Here is a 23,704-nt window from a genome sequence, read left to right as displayed (position 1 = left end):
GCCCCTGCCCGGCGCCGGGGTGGTGCGCGTCGGCATCAGGCGGGCCCCCCGGGCTGGTGGCCGAAGGAGGCGGTGCCGCCGGGGAGGATGTCCGGGTGCCCCGCTCCGGCCTGTTCGTGCTCACGCAGGAGGACGACATCGAAGCCTTCCCGTCGCATGCGGAGATCGACGTACAGCAGTGCGGTCACGCCCGCCTGGAAGGCGTAGCCGATCGCCGTGAAGAGAGCCGCGATGGCCTGGGTGGCGATCAGGAGCGGGAGCGAGTCCAGGGCATCCGGCGCGGCGGACGCGCTGGAGCTGAAGCCGAAGAAGAGGGACACCGCGAAGGTGAGGGGGGTCGAGATGACGGAGCCGATGATCGAGACGATGATGCTGGTGAGGAGCACGATGCCGAACGTCCGCCACCAGTTGCCCCGGGTCAGCTGCCACGAGCGCTTGACGGCCGTCCAGGGCCCGATGCCCTCGAGCATGATGGCCGCGGGTGCGACGGCGAGTTTGATGCCCGCCCAGACCAGTGCCGCCATGCCCGCGAGCACGAGGGGCACGATGACCAGGGCGGAGTATTCCGCCAGACCGATGATCGCGAGCGCCGAGATCCCGACCACCACCACGAGGCCGACGAGTCCCGCGGCGACGGACAGGAGGCCGAAGCCCAGCAACGGGAGGATGCGGCTGCGGGAGAGGCGCCACGCCTGACCGAAGGAGGTCCGCTGGTTGATCACGGCCCGTGCCAGGGGGATGACGAGGATGCCCTGGAGCACCAGCAGCGCCGCGGCGGACACGATGCCCGCGACGGAGGCGAAGACGCCGAAGCCGGCGAACGCGCCGATGATGCTGTCGGGCGTCGGGTTCTGCGACTCGAACACCTCGAAGGACGACAGGACGTTCCCGAGCATGAGCACGGTCACCAGGGCGACGACGGCCTGCAGCAGGATGGCGATGCCGAAGGTGGCCAGCGGGTTCCTGCGGCAGGCATGGAAGGCACCGTCGAGGATCTCGCCGAGTCCGAGGGGCCGCAACGGGATGACGCCCGGTTTCGGCGGGGCCTGGTACCGGGGGGCCCGGGGGAAGGGCTGCCCTCCGAAGGGATCGTTGCCCCAGGGTGCGCCCGGGGCCCCGTAGCCGCCCCAGCCCGGCGCTCCGCCCGACCCCGGTGCGGGAGAGGGGCCGGGCGCAGTGAACCTGCCCGGTGCGCCCTGGTGCCCGGAGGCATCGAATGGCCGGTCCCACGGGCTGGACGGCGGTGGAGGGGCGCCGGGCTCCTGCGGCATGCCGGGGGCCGGACGGCCGGGCGACTGCCAGGCGGGCCGGTCCTGCCGACGGGGTGCCGACGCGCCGGGGGGCTGCCACGGCCCGGACCGACCCGGGACCGGTTCTCCCGGTGGTCGCGACCGCGGGTCGCCACCGCTCGCGTCCTGCCCCGCGGGAGGTGTCCCGCCGGCCGGCCCATTCGTCGAATCACTCATTGCGCCCCTCCGTCGATGCTGCCGGGACGCATGCGTTCAGCTTCCCCTCCTGCATCATAGTGAGCCGCGCCACCATCGGCAGGAGCCGCACGCACCACGTGTGTGCCGTCCGTCCCACCACGCCGTCGCCGGGGTGGTGGGACATTGTGCGCCGAATGGGACAGTATGGGGGTATGAAGGCTCGCATACTGGTCATCGACGATGATGAGGCCCTGTCCGAAATGATCGGCATCGTCCTCCGCAACGACGGCTTCGACCCGGTGTTCTGCGCCGACGGCGCCGCGGCGCTTGGCGTCTTCCGCTCGTCGCACCCGGACCTCGTCCTGCTGGACCTGATGCTCCCGGGCATGGACGGCATCGAGGTGTGCCGCCAGATCCGGAACGAGTCCGACCTCCCCATCGTGATGCTCACGGCGAAGTCCGACACCTCCGACGTCGTCCGCGGGCTCGAGTCGGGGGCCGACGACTATGTGCCCAAGCCCTTCAAGCCGGCCGAACTCGTCGCTCGTGTCCGCGCCCGGCTGCGCCCGGCGGAGTCGAAGGCCCCGGAGACCCTGCGCATCGGGGAGGTGAGCATCGACGTCGCGGGCCACGAGGTGACGCGGGCCGGCAAGCGCGTGTCCCTGACCCCCCTGGAGTTCGACCTGCTGGTCGCGCTCGCCCGGAAGCCCTGGCAGGTGTTCACGCGCGAACTGCTGCTCGAACAGGTGTGGGGCTACCGCCACGCCGCCGACACGCGACTCGTCAACGTCCACGTGCAGCGGCTGCGCTCGAAGATCGAGCGTGATCCCGAGGCACCCGAGATTGTCCTGACGGTGCGTGGTGTCGGCTACAAGGCCGGACAGGGCTGACGCGGCGGGCGCGGCCGATCGCGCTCCCGGTTCCCCCTTCTCTTCTCCCGAGGTCCCGCGGCCTTCCGTAGCCTCCGGCGTAGGCTCCGCCGACCCCACCGCGTCGGCTTCCACGCCCGCAGCGGCTCCGGGTGAGCACGTCGCCCTCGACGTGCGCGACGCGCAGGACGGCGACCGGGCGTCCGGCGGCAGGGCTCCCGGCTCGCTCGCCGCCGCCGGTCCCGAGGTCGTCGCACGGCTCCGCGCGGGGCTGGTCCGACTCCGGGCCCTGCTGCGATCGATCGCCAGCCACTGGCGGCGATCCCTGCAGTTCCGGACCGTCGTCGCGACGATGCTCCTGGCATCCGTCTCGTTCGTCGCCGTCGGCGGCTTCCTCTCCAACCAGATCGCGAGCGCGCTCTACGACGAGCGCTTCGACCAGTTCAGCGCGGAGGCCGGTTCCGCCCTCGTCGACACGAAGGCGGTCTTCCGGGACTCCTCGGCGACGGACCGGGACACGACGAGCCGGTTGGTGCTCGATTCCGTGAACGCCCTGGTGGGCAGCGAGACCGATGCGCCGCGGCAGTCGATCCTGGTGCCCATCTCCGGGGAGGGGCTTTTCATCCCGACCACCGTCAGCCAGGACGGCGCCACGGCGGGCATGCTCCCTCCTGACCTCCAGTCGGCGGTCCGCGACGGCCAGGACATCTACTGGGCGCCCATCACCATCCCGGTGACGCAGGACGGCGACCAGGACGCGCCGGGCATCGCCTTCGGGACGCAGGTCCAGCTGCCACCCGAGCGCAGCCCCTACGCCCTGTACGTCTACTACGACCTCTCCTCCATGCAGTCCACGCTCGACTACATCCACGGTGTGCTGTGGCTCGTGGGACTGGTCCTCCTGCTCGTCATCGGTGGCATCACCTGGTACGTGACGCGCAGCGTCATGCTGCCGGTGAGCCACGCGGCGTCGGTGTCGGAGAAGCTCGCGTCGGGTCAGCTGCAGGAGCGCATGGAGGTCAGCGGTGAGGACGAGGTGGCCCGGCTCGGGGCGTCCTTCAACCACATGGCGGGCAGCCTGCAGGACCAGATCACGCAGTTGGCGCAGCTGTCCCAGATGCAGCAGCGCTTCGTGTCCGACGTGTCCCACGAACTCCGGACGCCCCTGACCACCGTGCGGATGGCGGCCGAGGTGCTGCACGATGCCCGGGACGAGTTCAATCCGGTGAACAAGAGGTCCGCGGAGATCCTGTTCGACCAGGTGGAACGGTTCCAGGCGCTGCTCGCCGACCTGCTCGAGATCTCCCGGTTCGACGCCGGTGCAGCCGTGCTGGAGGCCGAGTCGGTCGATGTCGTGCAGCTCGTGCAGCATGCCATCGACGGGGCGCGGCCACTCGCCGAACGGCTCGGCTCGGACCTCCGGATCGTCTCCGCGGAGACCGAGTGCATCGCCGACGCGGACGGACGTCGTATCGACCGGATCCTCCGCAACCTGATCGTCAACGCGCTCGAGCACGGTGAGGCGCGGCCGGTGGAGATCCACATCGCCTGCAACACGGAGGCGGTCGCCGTGGCGGTCCGCGACCACGGCATCGGGATGACGCCGCTCGAGGCCTCGCGCGTCTTCGACCGGTTCTGGCGGGCGGATCCCGCGCGGGCGCGGACCACCGGTGGCAGCGGCCTGGGCCTGTCGATCGCGACCGAGGACGCCCGGCTCCACCACGCCTGGCTGGAGGCATGGGGCATGCCCGGCGAAGGAGCATGCTTCCGGCTCACCCTGCCGCGCAACGAGGGCGGAGAGCTGACCTCGTCGCCGCTCGCGCTGCCGCCGTCGGGCCCGCCCCGCGCCCTTCCTGCCGGTGGCGCCATGGACACGGCCCCGGCAGAGGATGCCGGGAGCGGAACGAGGGAGAGCAGTGCCAGGAACTAGCACGATGACACGGAACCGGCCCGGCCGTCGGCCCGGTGGCCCGGGTGTGCCGGCGCGGGTCCTCGCCGCACTGCTCGCGCTCTGCTTCCTGCTGGTGGCGGGCTGCTCGGCCATCCCCACGCAAGGACCGGTCGGCGTGATACCGGCGGCCGAGGGTGAGCCGGACGCCGTCGCACCCGCCTTCGATCCGCAGGGTCCCGCGTCCGGCGCAACGCCCGAGCGGATCCTCCGTGACTTCATCACCGCGGGCACGGGTGCGGGCGACGGCTACAGTGTGGCCCGCCAGTACCTGACGCCGGAACTCGAGAAGACCTGGAAGCCCGAGGAGCGGATCGTCCTCTTCCGGTCCGACCCCCGCGTGGAGAAGCGCGAAGCCGAAGGCGTCTACCAGATCCAGCTGGAGACGACAGGCACGGTGGACGGCCGGGGGCTGCGGACCAACAGTGCCGTCCCGGCGACGGAGACGCTGGGCGTGCGCATGGTCCAGGTCAACGGGGAGTGGCGGATCGGGGAGATCCCCGACGGGATCATGCTCGCCCAGAGCAGTGCCCAGGACCTCCTGATCTCGCACGACCTGTACTTCTACAGCAGCAACTACCGCTTCTGGGTGCCCGATGCGCGGTGGTTCGTCCGCAGGACCGGCGTGACCGCGAGGATCGTGGGCGCCATGCTGGCCGGCCCTGCTCCCTACCTGCAGGGCTCGGTGACCAGCGCGTTCCCCGAAGGGGTCACGCTCGCCCGGGACTCCGTCCCGATCACCTCCGGCAGGGCCTCGGTCGAGCTCTCGTCCGAGGTCCTGGAGAACGCCACCGACCTCGGCCTGCAGCAGATGAACCAGCAGCTGCAGGTCAATCTGCTGGGCCTCAACGACGTCACCTCCGTGGAGATGACCAGCGGACGGCCCATCGAGCTCGGGGCGACCTCCGCGGACCTGGTCGTCCCCGAGCTGACCCCCGACGTCGGCGGCGAGCAGGTCGGTATCGCCGGTGGCGAGCTGGTGCGGGTCCGCAACGGCGCCGTCGTACCGATCGAGGGACTGCCCTCCGTCGCCGGGCTCCAGCCCCGTGACCCGGCGGCATCGGTCTCCGGAAGTGCCTACGCCTTCGTGAACGCGGACAGGACCACCCTGTACGTCACCGCTCCGGGCAGCCAGGCACGCAGCGTCGGCAAGGGCAGCGCCCTGACGCAGCCCTCCTTCGACCCGGAGAACTGGGTGTGGACGACCAGGGCCGTCGCGGGACGCCGTGAGGTCATCGCCATCCCGCCGGGTGGGACCGAGGCGAACGCCTCCGTCCTGGCCGCCGGCTGGCTCGGTGACCGGACCGTGGAGGAGCTGCGGGTGTCGCGGGACGGGTCCCGCGCGCTGGTCGTCACCGAGCGGGGCGGAACCAGTGAGGTACTGCTGGCCGGCATCATCCGCTCCACCGAGGGCGTGCCGCAATCGCTCACCACGCCGCTCACGCTGCCGACCGACGGGACCGTCGACACGGCGAAGTGGGCCGGCCAGAGCACGATCGTCGCGTCGTCGACCGGCGCGGACGAGGAGGCCACCCCGGTCATCCTCCAGCTCGACGGCGAGCAGGAGACCATGGCCGCACTCGACGGGGTCCTCGGCATCAGCGCGGGCTCCGACGCCGAGGACACCTTCTACGCGCAGGCCGGCAGCACCCTCTACCGGCGCATCGGCAACAGCTGGGTGGACGAGCAGCTCCAGGTGCTCGACCCAGCCTTCCCGGGGTAGGGCCTTCCCCGGGGTAGGTCCGGCTCCACCCGGGGAGGGATGTCCACATAGCGGGAACCGGCGTTCGCCCGCCGGCGCCGGCGTGATGGCATGGGCCCATGCGAGCTGCTGTCCTCTCCCCGGTCCTGGACAGGCTCGTCTTCGGACGGACCTGCCGGCGGCTCGCCCGCGCCGTGTCCGCCTTCGGTGCCCTGCTCCTGCCGTCGTCGTGCGTGCTCTGCGGCGCGTGGGACACGTCGCTGTGCGGCGGGTGCCTCGCGGCGTTCCGCAGGGCGACGGCGCGTCCCTTCCGCGCCGACGGCGGCGCGGAGTCGCTCCCGGACGTCGAGCTGGGCGCGCCGGGGGAGAACGGGCGCCTGCTGCCCGGGCCGAGCCACGGACCGCTGCCCGTACTCGCCGCTGGCCGGTACGGCCATGCCGTGTCGGTGGTCCTGCTGGCCTACAAGAACCACGGCCACGTCGACCTGGCCGCACCCGTCGGGTCAGCCCTCGCGGGCGTCCTCCACGAAGCGGCCCGTGCCTTCCGGGTCCCGGAGCCTGCCGGGGCGCAGCCCGTCCTGGTCGTCCCGGTGCCGACCCGCCCGTCGTCCCGACGGCGGCGCGGCTACGATCCGCTGATGCTCCTCCTGTCCAGGCTCGACCGTGCGGGACACCTGCCCGCCTCCGCGGTCCTCGCGCCCTGCCTGCGGCAGGTCCCGCAGTTCGCGAGGTTCGCGGCCACCGTCGGACAGGGCGGGATCCCCTCCCTCCCGGCGGCGCTCGCAGGGGTGCGGTCGGGGTGGGGCGGCGGGCAGAAGGGCCTCGGCCGACGGCGGCGCCGTACGAATGTGCTGCACACGATGGAGCTGCCCGCACGCAGCCGGGGTGCCCTGGCCGGGAGGGACTGCATCATCGTCGACGACGTGCTCACCACGGGTGCGACCATCGGGGAGGTCCACCGTGTACTGGTGCTCTCCGGGGCGCGCGTGCTCGGCGCGGCCGTCATCGCCGCCACGTCCTCGCCGGTCGGGGACGCCGCCCGACGCGTGCAGGTGCCCCCGGCCGTGCCACCGATGGTGTCCTGAGAGGCGGCCGTCAAGCCACCGCAAGTTTCGGAGCACCAAGGGATGAATAACGGACAGTCGTGAACTACCGTGAAGTACGGGTACCAGACAGTGACGACACGTACCCGTCGGCGGTGGCTATGCATCTCGCCAGGCCGCCGTCGTGTCACCTAGTGATGTGGAGGGCACCATGGAATTTGTGATCAATGGTCGGAACCTGGCGGTATCGGACCGTTTCCGTGAGTACGCGACGGAGAAGATCGACAAGATAGAGCAGCTCGGCGACAAGGTACAGCGCGTCGACGCGAAGATCACCAAGGAACCCAGCGCACGCATGGCGGACACCTCGCTCACGGTCGAGCTGACCGTCCTCTGCAAGGGCCCGGTCGTCCGGGCCGAGGCCTCCGCCGCCGACAAGTTCGCCGCCTTCGATCTCGCCTACGGGAAGCTCCTGGAGCGCCTGCGCCGGGCCCGTGACCGGCGGAAGGTCCACCACGGCCGGCACACGCCCGTGGCCGTCAGAGTGGCCACGGCCGACCTCGAACCGGCGGATCCCGCGCAGCCCATCTATCTCGAGACGCCGGTCATCGAGCCGACCTCGCACGAGCCCGTTCCCCAGCCCGCGACCGAGCCCGAGGACGTCGACGCCTACTCCACGCCGGACGACGTCCCTGCCGGCGACTCTCCCGTGCTGATCCGCCGCAAGGTCTTCTCGGGTACTCCCATGACGCTCGATGACGCGGTCGACAACATGGAACTGGTCGGCCACGCCTTCTACCTCTTCGTCGACTCGGCGACGGGCGCACCGTCCGTGGTCTACCGGCGGCAGGGCTGGACCTACGGCGTCATCACCCTCGATTCGAAGTGCGCCGAGGGGACCGAGGAACCCCATGAGGAACTCCTCGCCTACCGGGCGAAGGAAGCAGCGTCAGCCTAGGAACGACCACCCCCGCGCCGGCTCCCGCCGGTCGCGACGACCGATACGGAACTGCCCCCGCCCTGCGCGGGGGCAGTTCCATGCAGGAGCCCATGCCGAACCTCACCACCGCACAGGCCCGGCGCATCGTCCTCGCCGCCCAGGGCCTGCACCGCCCCCGTCTCCGGGCGCCGTCGTCCCGCCGCGCCGTGAACTCCGCCGTCCAGCGCCTGCAGGTCCTCCAGATCGACTCGGTGAACGTCCTCGCCCGATCGCACTACCTGCCCCTGTTCTCTCGCCTCGGCTCCTACGACCGCAAGGACCTGGAAGACCTCTACTCCACGGGACCCCGCACGCTGGTCGAGTACTGGGCGCATGAGGCGAGCCTCGTTCCCCCGGCGTTGTTCCCACACCTGCGGGTATGGCAGCGGCGCACCTGGATGGGAGCGGCCGGCGTGCCGGACGCACTGCGCCAGGCTCTCGAAGCCGCCATCCGCGAGCTCCTCGACGAGGGGACGCCGCTTCCCGCCTCGGAGATCCAGCGACTCCTCGGAGCGGACACGACACGTCCCGAGGACGGCTGGGGGTGGCGGTGGACCGCAGCGAAGCGGGTCCTCGAGGATCTCTTCGCGCGGGGCGAGGTGGGATCGGCGGGACGGACGGCCCAGTTCGAACGCCTCTACGCGCCCATCACCCAGGTGCTTCCAGATGCGTCTCTCGCCACGGCGAGACCGGACCGGACCGACGCCCTCGCCGTCCTGGCCGAGCGCGCGCTGGGAGCCCTCGGCGTCGCACCCGCCCGCTCGGTCGCCGACTACTTCCGGACACCGGTCCGGGAGACACGGGCCGTCCTCGACGGGCTCGCGGGCGCCGGTGTCGTGGAGACCGTCGTCGTCGACGGAGGGACGGAACCCTGGTACCTGCACCCGGCGGCGGCCCTGCCCCGCCAGGCCAGGGGCAGGGCGCTCCTGAGCCCGTTCGATTCCCTCGTCTTCGAGCGCGACCGGCTCCATAGGCTCTTCGACGTCCACTACCGCATCGAGATCTACACCCCGGCGGAGCGGCGCATCCACGGCTACTACGTGCTGCCCTTCCTGCTCCGCGACACCATCGCGGCCCGGGTGGACCTCAAGGCCGACCGGACAACGAAGCGCCTGCTGGTCCGGGCCAGCCACGTCGAACCCGGCGCCCCCGGCGACACCGCCGCCGAGCTGGCCGACGAACTGCGCCTACTCGCGCAGTGGCTGGGTCTGGTCGAGGTCGTCGTGGAGGATCGCGGGAACCTCGCGCCATCACTCGCCGCTCAGGTCGGCACGCTACTCTGAGCGGACACGCGGTCCCGCGCCGCCGGGCAGGGACGCAGGGAACGGGATCGGGATCCCGAACGTCCCTCACGTAGACTAGATACGCCATCTTTGGGCAGCATCAGATTGGGAGCAGATACCAGTGCCATCACTTCTTGAACGAGTACTACGCACCGGCGATAAGAAGACACTGAAGCGACTCCGCAACTATGCCGACGCGATCAATGTCCTGGAGGACGAATTCCGCGGGATGACCGACGCAGAGTTGCGCGGTGAGACCGATCGGCTGAAGAAGCGCCACGCGGACGGCGCCACCCTCGACGAGCTGCTGCCGGAAGCCTTCGCCGCCGTGCGCGAGGCGTCGAGCCGCACACTCGGGCTCCGCCACTTCGACGTCCAGCTGATGGGCGGAGCCGCCCTCCACCTGGGGAACATCGCCGAGATGAAGACCGGAGAGGGCAAGACCCTCGTGGCGACCGCCCCGGCCTACCTCAATGCGCTCACGGGCAAGGGCGTCCACGTGGTCACCGTGAACGACTACCTGGCCGAGTACCAGTCGGACCTCATGGGCCGCGTCTACCGGTTCCTCGGGCTGACCAGCGGCTGCATCCTGTCCAAGCAGGATCCGGCCACCCGCCGGGAGCAGTACGCGGCGGACATCACGTACGGCACGAACAACGAGTTCGGGTTCGACTACCTGCGCGACAACATGGCATGGAGCGCCGCGGAGCTGGTGCAGCGCGGCCACAACTTCGCGATCGTCGACGAGGTCGACTCGATCCTGATCGACGAGGCCCGCACGCCCCTGATCATCAGCGGTCAGGCCTCCGGCGACGTGAACCGCTGGTACAACGAGTTCGCGAAGGTCGTCCAGAAGCTCTCCGTCGACACCGATTACGAGGTCGACGAGAAGAAGCGCACCGTGGGCGTCCTCGAGGACGGCATCGAGAAGGTCGAGGACTACCTCGGCATCTCCAACCTCTACGAGTCCGCGAACACGCCGCTGATCGGGTTCCTGAACAATGCCATCAAGGCCAAGGAGCTCTTCAAGCGCGACAAGGACTACGTGGTCCTCAACGGCGAGGTTATGATCGTCGACGAGCACACCGGACGCATCCTCGCCGGCCGGCGCTACAACGAAGGCATGCACCAGGCCATCGAGGCGAAGGAGGGCGTGGAGATCAAGGCTGAGAACCAGACCCTCGCGACCGTCACGCTGCAGAACTACTTCCGCCTCTACGACAAGCTCTCCGGCATGACCGGAACGGCCGAGACCGAAGCGGCCGAGTTCATGTCCACCTACAAGCTCGGTGTGGTGCCCATCCCCACGAACAAGGACATGGCACGCAAGGACCTGTCCGACCTCATCTACAAGAACGAGGTCGCCAAGTTCGACGCCGTCGTGAAGGACATCGTCGAGCGCCACGAGAGCGGCCAGCCGGTCCTGGTCGGTACGACGAGCGTCGAGAAGAGCGAGTACCTGTCCAAGCAGCTCGCGAAAGCGGGCGTCCGCCACGAGGTGCTGAACGCGAAGAACCACGCGCGCGAAGCCGCGATCATCGCGCAGGCCGGCCGCAAGGGTGCCGTCACCGTGGCCACGAACATGGCAGGCCGCGGCACCGACATCATGCTGGGCGGCAATGCCGAGTTCAACGCCGTGGCGGCCCTCGAGAAGCTGGGACTCGATCCCGCGGACAACCCCGAGGAGTACGAGGCCAAGTGGCCCGACGCCCTCGAAGCCGCGAAGGGAGCGGTCAAGGCCGAGCAGGACGAAGTCCGCGAGCTGGGCGGCCTGTACGTGCTCGGTACCGAGCGCCACGAGTCGCGCCGCATCGACAACCAGTTGCGCGGACGGTCCGGACGCCAGGGCGACCCCGGCCGGTCACGCTTCTACCTGTCGCTGACGGACGACCTCATGCGGCTGTTCAACTCCGGGGGCGCCGAGCGCATCATGAACAGCGCCACCATGCCCGACGACGTCGCCCTCGAGTCGAAGCTCGTATCGAAGGCTATCGAGAACGCGCAGGGCCAGGTCGAGGGCCGCAATGCCGAGCAGCGCAAGAACGTCCTGAAGTACGACGACGTCCTGAACCGCCAGCGCGAAGCCATCTATGGCGACCGCCGGCGGATCCTCGAGGGCGGCGACCTCAAGGAGAAGGTCCAGTTCTTCCTCGAGGACGTCATCACCGCGATGGTCGACGAGGCGACGGAACAGGGCCACGGCGACGACTGGGACTACGAGCTCCTGTGGACGAACCTCAGGACGCTGTACCCCATCACGCTGACCGCCGACGAGGTCATCGAGGAAGCGGGCGGCAAGTCGAAGCTGACGCGCGACTTCCTCCACGACGAGATCCTCTCCGATGCCAAGCTGGCCTACCAGGCGCGTGAGGAGGCCCTCGGCGAGCAGACGATGCGGGAGCTCGAGCGCCGCGTGGTCCTCTCGGTGATCGGCAGGAAGTGGCAGGAGCACCTCTACGAGATGGATTACCTCAAGGAGGGCATCGGCCTCCGCGCGATGGCCCAGCGCGACCCGCTGGTCGAGTACCAGCGCGAGGGATTCATCCTGTTCCAGGCCATGATGGAGTCGATCCGCGAGGAGAGCATCGGGTACCTGTTCAACCTGGACGTCGAGGTCTCCGCCCCCGCGCAGACCGGGCTCCCGGGGGTCACCGACGGACGCGGCGTCGTCCAGGCTCCGACCATCAAGGCCGCGGGGCTCGACGCACCGGCGAAGCCGGCCACCCTCAACTTCACGGCGCCCAATGCGCAGGGCGAGGCCGAGATGCACGTGGAGCGTAACAAGACGCAGCCGGCTGCGGCGGGCGGCAAGAAGGCCCGGAAGAAATAGTCAGCCGATCTCCAGGGCGGTCACCCGCCATGCCCCGCGCCGTAGCTCTATCCGAAGAGCGACGGCGCGGACGCGTTTCTGGTCGAAGGCGACCACCGACGCCTCGAAGACGCCCGGACCGACCGGACATACCCTCGCCGAGCGGACCACGATGTGCCGGTGTGCGCTCGCCGCGGGCAGGCCCGCAGGGGACGCCTGCGCAATGCCCACGCATCGGACCAGATTCGTCCTCAGCTGCAGCCGTTCGTAGTTCTCCTGATCGAGCCACCGCGCCATCTGCTGCAGCGGGCGTGATCCGCCGAGCACCTCGAGGGCGCCCTGGGCGACGGACCGGGCGATGCCCGAGATCCTGCGGGACAGCTCCTGGTCCTCAGCGGAGACTCGGTCGCTGCGGGCAGAAGGACCACCGGGGAACGAATCGGGCGCGGTCCCGATCCCGGGCCGCAAGGGTATCACGGGAGCCGGCACCGCGGGCTGTCCCGGCGGTGTGAGGAGCGGACGCGGAGCTCCGCTGACCTGGGCGAGCTGCGCTGTCGGACTGCGGTGGAGCTGGGTCGTAGCGGGCATGGCGGATCCTTTCCTCGAACGGGTACCAGGACGTGCTGATCGACCGGCTGTGCGTCGCCGGGACGGGCGGCTGATCCGGGCCGGCCGTGCCGCGATGGCCGATGAGGCGGAGTTCAGGGGAACGGGGCGTGCAGGACCTGGCCGGGCAGAAGGAGCGATGGATCGTCCCCGATGACCGAACGGTTCGCGGCGAACCAGCCCGGCCAGGCTTCTGCGACGTCCGCCGCGGTCGCGAGCGGTCCGAGCCTGGCCGCGACGATCGACCAGAGCGAGTCCCCGGGTGCGACGACGACCTCGGCCGCGCCGACCGGCGCCCTCGTCGCCGGTCGGACCAGGAGGCTCCCGTCGGCCGGCATCGGCGCCGGCTCCCAGCCCGGTGGGACCGGGGACCCGGGTGGCTGCCCCGTCTGCTGCCCGTCCGCGACGGCGGGGGAGGGGGTCGGCACCCAGTAGGGCGAGATCCCGCGCTCGGTGTCGCCCTCGGTGTCGCCTCCGGGGTCGCCTCGGGTGTCGCCTCGGGTGTCGGTGCCGAGCAAGGAAGCCGCAGGAGGTGCGCCGGTCCCCGTCGGCCCGCCGACGTCGGACGCCGTGCCGCCCGGTGCTGCAGAGGCCATGGCAGGCAGCGCGAGGAGGTTGATGCCGAGCAGGACGGCCGCGAGACGGCGCATGACCGGGGGAGCGCATCCCGCAGCGAGGTCCGCGGCGGCCGGCCGGCCGTGCCTGCGCAGGAGTTCGGCCAGGACGGCGGCTCCGAGCGCGAGCACCCACCATGCGAGGATGGCCGTCCCGAGCGCGGCCAAGCCGATCCCGAGCGTACTCTCCAGCCCGGGGCGGCCCGACGCCGGCCGGGTCCGGAGCAGAACCGAACCGGCGCCGGCCAGCACCAGGCCGCACACGAGGATGATGCCTGCCTGGACGGCTGCGGAGGTCTTCATCGGCTCGATCCCTTCCTCGTTCGTGTCAGTTTGATACAGTTTGGTGCTGTTTGTCTGCAAATGATTCTTTGGATGTTGATTGCTGAAGGTTGACCCCTGCAGCACTGCGACCTACCGTGGGGCGATGCGCTGGGATGCCCTGTTCGCCGACCTCGAATCGCAACTGCACGCGGTGGCCTCCGCCCAGCAGGAGAGCGAGATCCGTGAACGCACGCGCGGGGAGCAGGCCCGCCTGACACTGGTGCAGCGCCTGTCGGGGCAGGTCGGGCGACAGGTCGGTGTCTCCACGCGAGGAGGCCGCTCGGTCACCGGGGTCCTCACGAATGTCGGCGCGCAATGGCTCGCACTGGCCGTGGAGGGACGATCGGTCGTCGTGCCGCTGCCCGCCCTGCGGACCGTCCGGACGTCCGGCCGTGCGGTCGGCCAGCCCCTGTCAGGGATCGAGGCGAAGCTCGGGCTGGGCCCGGTGCTGCGCGCCCTGTCCCGGGACAGGGCGCAGGTGGCACTGTGGGTGACGTCCGCGGATTCCGGCTACTTCGGCGTGATCGACCGGGTGGGCTCGGACTTCCTGGAGTTGGCGCTGATCCCGCGTGGGGACGAACGACGCGCCGCAGAGGTCCGCGAGGTGCTGACGGTGCCCTTCAGCTCCATCGACACGCTCGAGTCGGAGTCGTCCATCGAGTAGCGGCGCGCCCGTTGCCGGCACGACACGCGGAAGGCCCCGCGGCCGGTGGTCCCGTCCCCGTCGTGGGGGGAGGAGATCAGGCGAGCGGAGTGCTCCCCGCCTCGCTCCTCAGCGCCGACGCGGTCCTCTCGTACGCCTGCGCGATGTACTCCTCGAGGACGCGCGTCTCCACGCGCCACTGGCCCCGCCCCCCGACCTGGATCGCGGGCAGTTCACCGGACCGGACAAGGGCGTATGTCTGGGACGCACTGATGTTGAGCACCTCGCCCACATCGGCGAGGGTGAGGAAACGCCGCTCGGCCACGGGTCCGCCTTTCCTGGTTGTTCCGGTATGCGTCCAGTGTGCCACCGGGCCCGGTCGCTGATCCGGATTTCCACAGTTTGTCCCGATTCGGCGCCGACCGGTTCCCTTGGTGGTTCCCGTGCACAACAATTGCTGCCAGAAGGGGCCGTCCGCCGGGCGGCACAGATTCTCTGGGGGCGACAGTGAGTAGTGACGCACGCGTGGTGCACCTGCAGGGTGAGGCCCCGCGGCTGAAGAAGCCGTCCTGGAAGGACCCGCGCCTGCTCATCGGACTGATGCTGGTGCTCGCGTCGACGGCCGGGGTCATCGCACTGCTGGAGAGTCAGGACAGCACCACGGAGGTGTACGCGGCACGGGAGGACATCCCCGTCGGCTCCGCCCTGTCGCTCGAGGATGTCGTCGCCGTGCCGGTCAATCTCGGGGACTCCGCCTCCGCCTACCAGCCGGTCGACGGGGGCTTTCCCGACGATGCCGTCGCGACGAGACTCATTCCGCAGGGTGAACTCATCCCGGCGTCCGCGATCGGCAGCGCCGATGACCTCGATCGCAAGCCCGTCGGCCTCACCGTCGAGGATCCGCTGCCCTCCGGTACCGCCGCCGGTGACAGGGTGGACGTCTGGGTCTCCCTCCGGGCGGACACGAACACGTACGAGGAGCCGCGGTTGCTGCTCGAGGCCGCCGAGATCGCCGAGCTGACCGTCGGGGAGTCGGCCCTGGGCGGAAGCGCGTCGACCCTCGTGCAGGTCCTCGTCGAGGACGCCGCCATGCCCCAGTTGCTCGACGCGCTCTCCAACGAGGCCCGGATCGCCGTCGTCCTCGATCCCGGCGCCGGATCGTGAACATCCCCGTCCTCACGCTCGGGCCGGCCGCGAGCGCATGCGTCCCCGGGCTCGAACGCCTGAGGGGTCCGGTCACGGTCGTCCGCCGGTGCGAGGAGCTCGCCGAACTCGTGGCCGCCTGCCAGTCCGGTCTCGCACGCGCCGTGATCATCGCGTCCGGCGCCGTCGAGCTCACCGCCTCACTGGTCGACCGGCTGCGGTTCGCGGGTGTCGTCGTCGTCGTGCTGACCGACGGGTCACCGGAGGGTCCGGCGATTCTCGACGGAGCCGAATACGTCGCCGCATCGGTGGACCCCGCCGCACTGGCAGAGGCAGTGTCCCGGGCGGTCGACAGGTTCGACGCCGGATCTGCCGGTTCTCGGCGATCGCTCGCCTACGCCGACCCGCGGGACGTGCCCGACGTCGCCGTCCCCGTGCCGGCCGATCCACCGCATGCGCCCGGAGACGGACGGATCACGGCGGTCTGGGGGCCACCCGGCGGACCGGGTCGCACCACGGTGGCCCTGAACATGGCGGCCGAGCTCGCCGCGGCGGGAACGTCGGTCCTGCTGATCGATGCGGACACGTACGGTGCGAGCATCGGTGCCGCGCTGGGGCTCCTCGACGAGTCGGCGGGGCTCGCCCAGGCCTGCCGGATCGCGGACCAGGGCGGCTTCGACGGTACGGCCCTCGCCAGGATCGCCGTGAACGTGGCCATCAAGGGCGGCCGGCTCAGGGTGCTGACGGGCATCACGCGGCCCGACCGCTGGCCCGAGCTGCGCCCGGCCGCCCTCGGTCAGGTCCTCGAGGCCGCCCGATCGATCGCCGACGTCACGATCGTCGACTGCGGATTCTGCCTGGAGACGGACGAGGAGCTGAGCTTCGATACACTCGCACCCCGCCGCAACGGTGCAACGCTCCGTTGCCTGGACGCCGCCGACTCGGTCATCGCCGTCGGGGGAGCGGACGCGGTCGGCGTCCCTCGCCTGGTGAAGGCGCTCGCCGAACTCGCGGACGTGGTGCCGACCGCCGCACCGCGCTTCGTGTTCAACAAGGTGAGGGCCACGGCCGTCGGCCGGGCACCCGAGAACCAGCTGAGGGAGGCATGGGAGCGCTTCGGACCGGCGGCGGGGATCTCGGCCTTCCTCCCCGTGGACTACGCGGCCGTCGACCAGGCGCTCCTCGCGGGTACGGCCCTGCTCGAGACGGCACCGGCCTCGCGGCTCCGGCTCGCGATCGCCGAACTCGCCGAGGTGCCCGTCGCCGGGAAGCGGAGGGGCGCCGGGACAGAGACCCGGCGACGTGAAGTTTTCCGGCAACCCCGATAGGCTTCCTTGGTAAGAGGTCGCAACGGAGCGGCCTTTCATTTCGTTACGGAGGCCATCCCCATGTCGTCTGGATCCAGGACAACGGATCAGTTCAGCTCGGACACGTCAGGGGAGGAATTCGTAGAGCACTACTTCGAGCATCTCGCACTCGAGGACGCTGCCGGCTACGCACCGATCGACCTCCGCCAGCGCGCCTTCGCGCACCGCGATCTCGCCGGGTCCCGCGAGCCCGGAACCGCCGCCGTCGGCGTCATCGACCAGGGCGCCTCGAGCATCGTGATGATCGTCACCGACGACATGCCCTTCCTGGTCGACTCCGTCACGGCGGAGCTCGTGCGGCAGAACGCGGCCATCCAGCTGGTGGTCCACCCGACCTTCGTCGCGGTCCGCGACGAAGGGACCCACGCGCTGGCAGCACTCAAGCGCGTCCCGTCCACGGCCGGCGCCTCCAGCGGTGACACCGCCGCCCTGCCCAACGTCGGGGACATGATCGGCATCTCCGGCAGGGCCGCCCACATCGAGTCCTGGATGTCGGTCGAGGTCTCGCGACTTCCCGACGCGGCGGCCCGGGACTCGGTCGTCGACGGACTGCATCGCGTGCTGGGTGATGTCAGGTCTGCAGTCGAGGACTGGCCCGCCATGCGCGACATGGTGCGCTCCATCGAGTCGACCCTGGGCTCGATCGCGGGGGCCGAGGACATCCCCGACCTGCGGCAGGCACAGGAGCTCCTGCAGTGGCTCGACGACGGCAACTTCACCTTCCTCGGCTACAAGGAGTACGACCTCGTGACGGACGAGGGAGGCGCCGACGCCCTGCGGGTCCGTGACGGCAGCGGACTGGGCCTGCTGCGGAACGGGACCGGCGGAGGGCACCTCCAGCAACTCACCGCGGCGGGCCGCGCGAAGGCCCGTGAACGCCGCGTCCTCGTCATCACGAAGGCCAATTCCCGGTCGACGGTGCACCGCGCGGCATACCTCGACTACATCGGCATCAAGAGCTTCGACGCGCAGGGCAACGTGAACGGTGAGCGCCGCTTCATCGGACTCTTCGCCACCAGCGCCTACACCGGCTCGGTCCGCAACGTCCCCCTGGTCCGCGACAAGGTCACCGAGGTGCTGCGCCGGTGCGGCTTCCCGTCCGACTCGCACTCGGGGAAGGATCTGCTGTCCATCCTCGAGACCTACCCGCGCGACGAGCTCTTCCAGATCGAGGTCTCCGATCTGGTGTCGACCGCACTCGGGATCCTGCGGCTCCAGGAACGCCGGCGGACGCGGCTGTTCCTGCGCCCGGACGTCTACGGACGCTTCATGTCGGCCCTCGTCTACCTTCCCCGCGACCGGTACACCACGAGCGTCCGGCTGCGGATCGAGGAGGAACTGAGGACCGCGCTCGACGCGGATTCGATCGATTTCGAAGCCCGGATGAGCGAATCCGCCCTCGCGCGGCTGTTCTTCCGCATCCGGCTGCAGAAGGGAGCCGAGATCCCCGCGGTCGACGCCACGGAGCTGGAGGACCGTCTCGTGCGCGCCGCCCGGTCATGGTCCGAGGGCATCGTCGAGGTCGCGCAGGACAGGTTCGAGCAGGACACGGCCCAGCGCCTCGCGGCGCTGTGGGCGGAGTCCTTCCCGCCCAGCTACCGCGTCGACTACGAGGTCGAGGACGCGCTGGAGGACATCTCGCGCTTCGAGCGTCTCCCCGCAGCGCAGGCCGGGGCGCTCCAGCTGCACGTCTACGTGCCGGAGCGGCAGGATTCCGGCACGGTCGAGGACGCTCGCCTCAAGCTCTACCTGGCGGAGGCGAAGAGCCTCACGCAGATCCTGCCCTACCTCCACAACCTGGGTCTCGAGGTGCTGGACGAGCGGCCGTTCGAGATCACGCGGTCGGATGATCGTTCGTTCTTCCTCTACGACCTCGGCCTCCGGTACCCGGCGGGGATCTCGCCGCTCGGAACCGCACCCCTGCTGCAGGACGCCTTCACCGCCGCGGTGACCGGACGCAGCGAGTCCGACCAGTTCGACCGCCTCGTGCTGAGCGAGGAGCTCGGGTGGCGCCAGGTGCTGATCCTGCGCGCCTACGCGAAGTACCTGCGCCAGATGGGCAACACCAATTCCTACGGCTTCGTCGCGGACACGCTGCAGCGCAATGCCGTCGTCAGCCGTGCCCTCGTGGCGCTGTTCACGGCGCGTTTCGATCCCGACCTCGACGGGGACAGGGAGGTCGCCACGGCGGCCGCCCGGGCCGCGCTCGACGAAGGACTGGAGGGCGTGGCGACCCTCGACGCCGACCGCGTGCTGCGCACCTTCGCGAACCTCATCGAGGCGACCCTCCGGACCAACTACTTCCAGGACAAGCGCCACGTCAGCTTCAAGTTCGACACCGCGCGTATCGACGGAGCGCCGTTCCCCCGGCCCAAGTTCGAGATCTGGGTGTACTCGCCCCAGGTCGAGGGCGTGCACCTCCGGTTCGGCAAGGTGGCCCGCGGCGGCCTGCGCTGGTCCGACCGCCGGGAGGACTTCCGGACCGAGGTGCTCGGCCTGGTGAAGGCGCAGACGGTCAAGAACGCCGTCATCGTGCCCACCGGGGCCAAGGGAGGCTTCTTCGCGAAACAGCTCCCCGATCCCGCGGCCGACCGGCAGGCCTGGCTCGCGGAGGGGCAGGCGAGCTACCGGACCTTCATCCGGGGCCTGCTCGACATCACGGACAACGTGATCACGAACGGTACGACCGAGTCGGTCTTGCCTCCCGCCCGCGTGGTGCGGCACGACGACGACGACACCTATCTGGTGGTGGCGGCCGACAAGGGCACGGCGTCCTTCTCGGACATCGCCAACGAACTCTCCGCCGAGTACGACTTCTGGCTCGGTGACGCCTTCGCCTCCGGTGGCTCCGTCGGCTACGACCACAAGGCAATGGGCATCACCGCCCGCGGCGCCTGGGAGTCCGTCAAGCGGCACTTCAGCGAGTTCGACGTCGACACCCAGACCGACGACTTCACCGTGGTCGGTGTCGGTGACATGAGCGGCGACGTCTTCGGCAACGGCATGCTCCTGTCCGAGCACATCCGCCTGGTCGCGGCATTCGACCACCGCCACATCTTCCTCGACCCGGATCCGGACGCGGCCGCGTCCTTCGCCGAGCGGCGTCGGCTGTTCGACCTTCCTCGCTCGAGCTGGGAGGACTACGACACGGCGCTGATCAGCGAGGGTGGCGGGGTCTACCCGCGGCAGGCGAAGTCCATCCCCGTCTCCCCGCAGGTGCGGGAAGCACTCGGGCTCGAGGACGGCGTGTCGAAACTCAGTCCGCCGGAGCTGCTCCGCGCGATCCTGCGGGCGCCTGCCGACCTGCTCTACAACGGCGGCATCGGGACCTACGTGAAGGCGACCGACGAGACGCACGGCGAGGTCGGGGACCGCGCGAACGATGCCATCCGCGTCAACGGCAGTGAACTGCGCGCCCGCGTGGTCGGCGAGGGCGGCAACCTCGGCATGACCCAGCGGGGCCGGATCGAGGCCGCACTCGCGGGCGTCCTGCTCGACACGGACGCCATCGACAACAGCGCCGGGGTCGACTGCTCGGACCACGAGGTCAACATCAAGATCTTCGTCGACCGGATGGTGCGTGCCGGGCGCCTGCTGCCGGAGGAGCGCGCGGAGTTCCTGCACTCGATGACCGACGAGGTCGGCACCCTCGTGCTCCAGGACAACATCGACCAGAACGTCCTGCTGCTCAACGACCGCCAGCGGGTCATCGAGTGGAGCCCGAGCTACGAGCGGATGATGGACTGGCTCGAGAAGAAGGCGGATCTCGACCGCGACCTGGAGGCGCTACCGTCGACGGCCGAGCTCCGCCGTCGCCTCGACGCCGGCCAGGGCCTCACGTCACCGGAACTGTCGGTGCTGGCCGCGTACGCCAAGATCGAGCTGACGAAGGTCCTGTCCGCCAGCACCCTCGCGGACGACCCGTACTTCAGCGGCACCCTGCGCCGCTACTTCCCGCGCCGGCTGGTGGAACGGTTCGACGACCTGCTCGACACGCATCCGCTGCGTCGCGAGATCATCTCGACCGTGATCGCCAACGACATCATCAACCTGGGCGGCATCACCTTCGCCTTCCGGGTGATGGAGGAGACGTCGGTGCCGGAGCCGGTCATCGCCCGCGCCTTCGTGGCCCTTCGGGAGATCTACTCGCTGGACGAGACCGTCGATACCCTCGCTGCCCTCCCCGCGGACTTCCCGACGGACCGCTGGACGACGGTGCACCTGGACCTGCGCCGCCTCCTCGACCGCGCGGTGCGCTGGTTCGTCAACCACGTGGAGCCCGGCACGACGGTGGACGCCGACATCGCCGCCTTCCAGCCGCTCGTGGCCCCGTTCCGGGCCCGGCTCTCGGAATACCTGCGAGGCTGCGACCGGGAGCGTGCGCGCGAAGCGATGGAGACGGCGGCCGAATGGCACCTGCCGGAGGAGCTCGGCCGCCACTGGGCCGAGCAGTTCGAGTCCTTCGCGCTGCTCGACATCGCATACAGCACGCGTCGGGTGGACGAGCCGGTCGAGAACATCGCCAAGGTGTACTACGCGGTCTACGACCGCTTCGAGGTGGACGACCTGCTGGAGCGGATCACCACGCTGCCGCGGACGGATCGCTGGCAGGCCCTGGCACGTGCAGCCCTGCGCGACGACCTCTACTCCACGATCGCCGACATCTCCGTCGCCGTCCTGCGGGCCTCGCAGGACCTGCAGGACCGCGATGCGGGCGAGCGCCTCCTGGCCTGGCAGGAGCAGAACGCGGACCAGTTGCAGCGGGCCAGCAACATGTTCGCGGAGGTCAACCAGCTGGAACAGGACGACATCTCGTCCCTGTCGGTCGCGCTGCGCCTCCTGCGGTCCATCGTGCGGTAGCGGAGCCCGCCCCGGCGGCCCGGGCGGGGCGATCGGGATGACAGACTGGACCTGCGGCACACTGCGCCGCAGGTCCGGTCCGTCCCGGGCTCCGACCGCGCCGACGTACTGACCCGAGCAACAGAGAGACTCCATGGCTATCTTCACTGACCCGATCCGCGAGTACGCAGGATTCGAGCCCGGCGACGCCGAGTGGCTCCATCTCCTCGTGGGGGACTGGCAGATGGTGGCCGACCTCGCGTTCGCCGACCTCGCACTGTGGTTCCCCCTCGACGGCGGAGGCTACGTCGCCCTCGCCCACGCACGGCCCTCGACCTCGCACACCGTCTTCCACAGCGACTTCGTCGGGGAGCGCATCCGCGCGGACCTCCAGCCCCTCGTCGACATCGCCTGGGAGTCGCAGAAGATCGAACGCTCGGGCGAGACGAACTGGACCACCGAGATGGCGATGCGCGTCGAGGCGGTCCCGATGGTGCGCAACGGCCGTACCCTCGCCGTCGTCACCACGCACATGGACCTCTCCAGCTCCAGGATGCCGTCGAGGCTCGAGCTGACCTACCGGCAGTGCGCCTACGACCTCCTGCGCATGGGGACCCTCGGCCTGTGGCCCGACTTCGCGACGCCGACCGGTTCCCGGCGGGGCGCTCCGCGCGTGGGTGACGGGTTGATCCGCCTCGACGTCGACGGGATCGTGCAATACGCCAGCCCCAACGGTGTGTCCGCCTTCCGACGGTTGGGCGATGTGGAGACCCTCGAGGGACGGCCCCTCGCGGAGATCACGACGGCGCTCCTCAAGGATCGGAGGATGGTCGACGAGACGCTCCCGCTGGTCGTCACCGGCCGGATGCCCTGGCGCACCGAGATCGGGTCCCGCGGGGTTAGCCTGTCGCTGCGGGCCATCCCGCTCCGCGACGAGAAGGAGCGCTTCGGCGCCCTCGTGCTCTGCCGGGACGTGTCCGAGCTCCGACGCCGCGAGATGGAGCTCGTGTCGAAGGACGCGACCATCCGGGAGATCCACCACCGCGTGAAGAACAACCTGCAGACCGTCGCGGCGCTGCTCCGGATGCAGTCCCGCAGGATGGTCAGCGACGAGGGGAAGCTCGGACTCGAGCAGGCCATGCGACGGGTGTCGACCATCGCCCTGGTTCATGAGACGCTCTCGCAGGGCCTGGCCCAGAGTGTCGACTTCGACGAGCTGATCTCCCGGCAGTTCCGCCTGTCGGCGGAGGTCGCCTCACCGTCGCAGGCGGTGCGCACCGAGCGCAGCGGCGACTTCGGGGAGCTGCCGAGCGATCTCGCGACACCGCTGGCCCTGGTGATCAACGAACTGGTCACGAACGCCGTCGAGCACGGCTTGTCAGGACGCGCAGGGACGGTGTGGCTGATGGCGAACCGCCGGACCGAGCCGGACGGCGAGGAGATCCTCCGGGTGACGATCGAGGACGACGGCGTCGGGCTGCCGCCCGGAGGGCACGCGGAGGGCCTCGGCCTGCAGATCGTCCGGACGCTGGTGACGAGTGAACTCGGCGGGACGATCGAGTGGAGCATCCGCCCCGGCGGCGGGACCTCCGTCACACTCGAACTGGGGCTGCACCTCAACCAGAACTAGCGCCGTCAGAACCAGCACCGCAGGTACGACGAAGGGCCGCCCGATGGGCGGCCCTTCGTCGTACCGGTTCGTGTTCCGGCGCCGGCCGGATGATCCGGCGTCGGTCAGGAGGCGCGGCGCGCCCGAGCGGCCCGACGCTTGAGCGCACGGCGCTCGTCCTCACTCAGTCCACCCCATACTCCGGCATCCTGGCCCGACTCGATGGCCCACTGCAGGCAGGTGTCCTGCACCTGGCAGCGTCGGCACACGCTCTTCGCCTCTTCGATCTGAAGCAGCGCTGGTCCGGTGTTGCCGACCGGGAAGAACAGCTCCGGGTCCTTGTCCAGACAGGCCGCGCGACTACGCCAATCCATGGTGATCACATTCTCCTCTAGCCTCGCTCACCGTGAGTTTGTGAAAACATTCACGAGGGGGCTCATAGTAAAGGGGCCGACGTGGGCCCCCGGGTTTGCACTGCTTTTAAGGCTGTCACGTTACT

General features: G+C 70.0%; 17 protein-coding genes. 12 read left to right on the top strand and 5 right to left on the bottom strand.

Features of this window, described 5'->3' with window-relative positions; genetic code table 11:
• Window positions 1-35: 35 nt before the first annotated feature.
• On the bottom strand, window positions 36-1,271 hold the full coding sequence (locus tag AC0Z9V_RS05105) for a DUF7847 domain-containing protein (protein ID WP_485140914.1): 1,236 nt from the start codon (window positions 1,269-1,271) through the stop codon (window positions 36-38).
• 368 nt (window positions 1,272-1,639) lie between these two features.
• On the opposite strand from AC0Z9V_RS05105, the gene mtrA reads away from it, so the two are divergent.
• From mtrA to secA, 7 genes are all read left to right on the top strand, one after another.
• On the top strand, window positions 1,640-2,317 hold the full coding sequence (mtrA, locus tag AC0Z9V_RS05100) for an MtrAB system response regulator MtrA (protein WP_485140913.1): 678 nt from the start codon (window positions 1,640-1,642) through the stop codon (window positions 2,315-2,317).
• Window positions 2,289-4,226 (top strand): MtrAB system histidine kinase MtrB, encoded by a 1,938-nt coding sequence (gene mtrB, locus AC0Z9V_RS05095; protein WP_485140912.1) that lies wholly within the window; start codon window positions 2,289-2,291, stop codon window positions 4,224-4,226. Before mtrA ends, mtrB begins: the two co-directional genes overlap by 29 nt.
• A gap of 4 nt (window positions 4,227-4,230) precedes the next feature.
• Window positions 4,231-5,967 carry an LpqB family beta-propeller domain-containing protein gene (locus AC0Z9V_RS05090; protein WP_208741564.1) on the top strand — a complete coding sequence of 579 codons (1,737 nt, stop codon included), beginning with the start codon at window positions 4,231-4,233 and terminating at the stop codon, window positions 5,965-5,967.
• Window positions 5,968-6,065: 98 nt separating this feature from the next.
• Window positions 6,066-7,031: a ComF family protein gene (locus AC0Z9V_RS05085; RefSeq protein ID WP_485140911.1), complete on the top strand. Its 966-nt coding sequence runs from the start codon at window positions 6,066-6,068 to the stop codon at window positions 7,029-7,031.
• Window positions 7,032-7,200: 169 nt separating this feature from the next.
• Window positions 7,201-7,947, top strand: coding sequence for a ribosome hibernation-promoting factor, HPF/YfiA family (hpf, locus tag AC0Z9V_RS05080; RefSeq protein ID WP_133080936.1), 747 nt, complete (start codon window positions 7,201-7,203; stop codon window positions 7,945-7,947).
• Window positions 7,948-8,039: 92 nt separating this feature from the next.
• Entirely contained in the window at window positions 8,040-9,251 is a 1,212-nt protein-coding gene (locus tag AC0Z9V_RS05075; RefSeq protein ID WP_485140910.1) for a winged helix-turn-helix domain-containing protein, read from the top strand.
• 121 nt (window positions 9,252-9,372) lie between these two features.
• Window positions 9,373-12,081 carry a preprotein translocase subunit SecA gene (gene secA, locus AC0Z9V_RS05070; protein ID WP_485140909.1) on the top strand — a complete coding sequence of 903 codons (2,709 nt, stop codon included), beginning with the start codon at window positions 9,373-9,375 and terminating at the stop codon, window positions 12,079-12,081.
• Here the strand turns inward: secA and AC0Z9V_RS05065 are convergent, their stop codons facing one another.
• Together AC0Z9V_RS05065 and AC0Z9V_RS05060 are read right to left on the bottom strand one after the other, a co-directional pair.
• A complete protein-coding gene (locus tag AC0Z9V_RS05065; RefSeq protein WP_459290415.1) occupies window positions 12,082-12,648 on the bottom strand; it encodes an Rv3235 family protein in 567 nt (188 codons plus the stop codon).
• Between the two features lie 113 nt (window positions 12,649-12,761).
• The gene (locus AC0Z9V_RS05060; protein WP_485140908.1) at window positions 12,762-13,583 is read right to left on the bottom strand and encodes a LysM peptidoglycan-binding domain-containing protein; all 822 of its coding nucleotides are present in this window, start codon (window positions 13,581-13,583) and stop codon (window positions 12,762-12,764) included.
• A gap of 124 nt (window positions 13,584-13,707) precedes the next feature.
• On the opposite strand from AC0Z9V_RS05060, the gene AC0Z9V_RS05055 reads away from it, so the two are divergent.
• A complete protein-coding gene (locus AC0Z9V_RS05055) occupies window positions 13,708-14,268 on the top strand; it encodes a hypothetical protein (RefSeq protein WP_459267012.1) in 561 nt (186 codons plus the stop codon).
• Window positions 14,269-14,344: 76 nt separating this feature from the next.
• Here AC0Z9V_RS05055 and AC0Z9V_RS05050 read toward each other — a convergent pair whose 3' ends face one another.
• A complete protein-coding gene (locus tag AC0Z9V_RS05050; RefSeq protein WP_133080930.1) occupies window positions 14,345-14,572 on the bottom strand; it encodes a helix-turn-helix domain-containing protein in 228 nt (75 codons plus the stop codon).
• 182 nt (window positions 14,573-14,754) lie between these two features.
• Between AC0Z9V_RS05050 and AC0Z9V_RS05045 the strand changes: the two genes are divergently transcribed.
• From AC0Z9V_RS05045 to AC0Z9V_RS05030, 4 genes are all read left to right on the top strand, one after another.
• Window positions 14,755-15,411: an SAF domain-containing protein gene (locus AC0Z9V_RS05045; protein WP_485140907.1), complete on the top strand. Its 657-nt coding sequence runs from the start codon at window positions 14,755-14,757 to the stop codon at window positions 15,409-15,411.
• Window positions 15,408-16,718 carry a CpaE/TadZ family protein gene (locus tag AC0Z9V_RS05040; protein ID WP_485140906.1) on the top strand — a complete coding sequence of 437 codons (1,311 nt, stop codon included), beginning with the start codon at window positions 15,408-15,410 and terminating at the stop codon, window positions 16,716-16,718. The genes AC0Z9V_RS05045 and AC0Z9V_RS05040 overlap by 4 nt, the downstream gene beginning before the upstream one ends.
• Before the next feature lie 60 nt (window positions 16,719-16,778).
• Complete coding sequence (locus AC0Z9V_RS05035) at window positions 16,779-21,617, top strand: NAD-glutamate dehydrogenase (RefSeq protein WP_485140905.1); 4,839 nt, start codon at window positions 16,779-16,781, stop codon at window positions 21,615-21,617.
• Window positions 21,618-21,750: 133 nt separating this feature from the next.
• Window positions 21,751-23,226 carry a sensor histidine kinase gene (locus tag AC0Z9V_RS05030; RefSeq protein ID WP_133080927.1) on the top strand — a complete coding sequence of 492 codons (1,476 nt, stop codon included), beginning with the start codon at window positions 21,751-21,753 and terminating at the stop codon, window positions 23,224-23,226.
• Between the two features lie 104 nt (window positions 23,227-23,330).
• On the opposite strand, the gene AC0Z9V_RS05025 is transcribed toward AC0Z9V_RS05030, so the two are convergent.
• Window positions 23,331-23,579: a WhiB family transcriptional regulator gene (locus AC0Z9V_RS05025; RefSeq protein ID WP_055769355.1), complete on the bottom strand. Its 249-nt coding sequence runs from the start codon at window positions 23,577-23,579 to the stop codon at window positions 23,331-23,333.
• Window positions 23,580-23,704: the final 125 nt, after the last annotated feature.

It is taken from the genome of Arthrobacter sp. UYP4, assembly GCF_057291175.1.
The sequence above is the reverse complement of the archived record's forward strand: the minus strand, read 5'-3'. Positions and strand labels throughout refer to the sequence as shown.

What these genes read in the sequence shown, in the direction of transcription:
- AC0Z9V_RS05105 (WP_485140914.1), bottom strand. Translation starts at nt 1,271, where the DNA reads ATGCCGCAGGAGCCCGGCGCCCCTCCACCGCCGTCCAGCCCGTGGGAC.
- mtrA (WP_485140913.1), top strand. Translation starts at nt 1,640, where the DNA reads ATGAAGGCTCGCATACTGGTCATCGACGATGATGAGGCCCTGTCCGAA.
- AC0Z9V_RS05090 (WP_208741564.1), top strand. Translation starts at nt 4,231, where the DNA reads ATGACACGGAACCGGCCCGGCCGTCGGCCCGGTGGCCCGGGTGTGCCG.
- AC0Z9V_RS05085 (WP_485140911.1), top strand. Translation starts at nt 6,066, where the DNA reads ATGCGAGCTGCTGTCCTCTCCCCGGTCCTGGACAGGCTCGTCTTCGGA.
- hpf (WP_133080936.1), top strand. Translation starts at nt 7,201, where the DNA reads ATGGAATTTGTGATCAATGGTCGGAACCTGGCGGTATCGGACCGTTTC.
- AC0Z9V_RS05075 (WP_485140910.1), top strand. Translation starts at nt 8,040, where the DNA reads ATGCCGAACCTCACCACCGCACAGGCCCGGCGCATCGTCCTCGCCGCC.
- AC0Z9V_RS05065 (WP_459290415.1), bottom strand. Translation starts at nt 12,648, where the DNA reads ATGCCCGCTACGACCCAGCTCCACCGCAGTCCGACAGCGCAGCTCGCC.
- AC0Z9V_RS05060 (WP_485140908.1), bottom strand. Translation starts at nt 13,583, where the DNA reads ATGAAGACCTCCGCAGCCGTCCAGGCAGGCATCATCCTCGTGTGCGGC.
- AC0Z9V_RS05055 (WP_459267012.1), top strand. Translation starts at nt 13,708, where the DNA reads ATGCGCTGGGATGCCCTGTTCGCCGACCTCGAATCGCAACTGCACGCG.
- AC0Z9V_RS05035 (WP_485140905.1), top strand. Translation starts at nt 16,779, where the DNA reads ATGTCGTCTGGATCCAGGACAACGGATCAGTTCAGCTCGGACACGTCA.
- AC0Z9V_RS05030 (WP_133080927.1), top strand. Translation starts at nt 21,751, where the DNA reads ATGGCTATCTTCACTGACCCGATCCGCGAGTACGCAGGATTCGAGCCC.
- AC0Z9V_RS05025 (WP_055769355.1), bottom strand. Translation starts at nt 23,579, where the DNA reads ATGGATTGGCGTAGTCGCGCGGCCTGTCTGGACAAGGACCCGGAGCTG.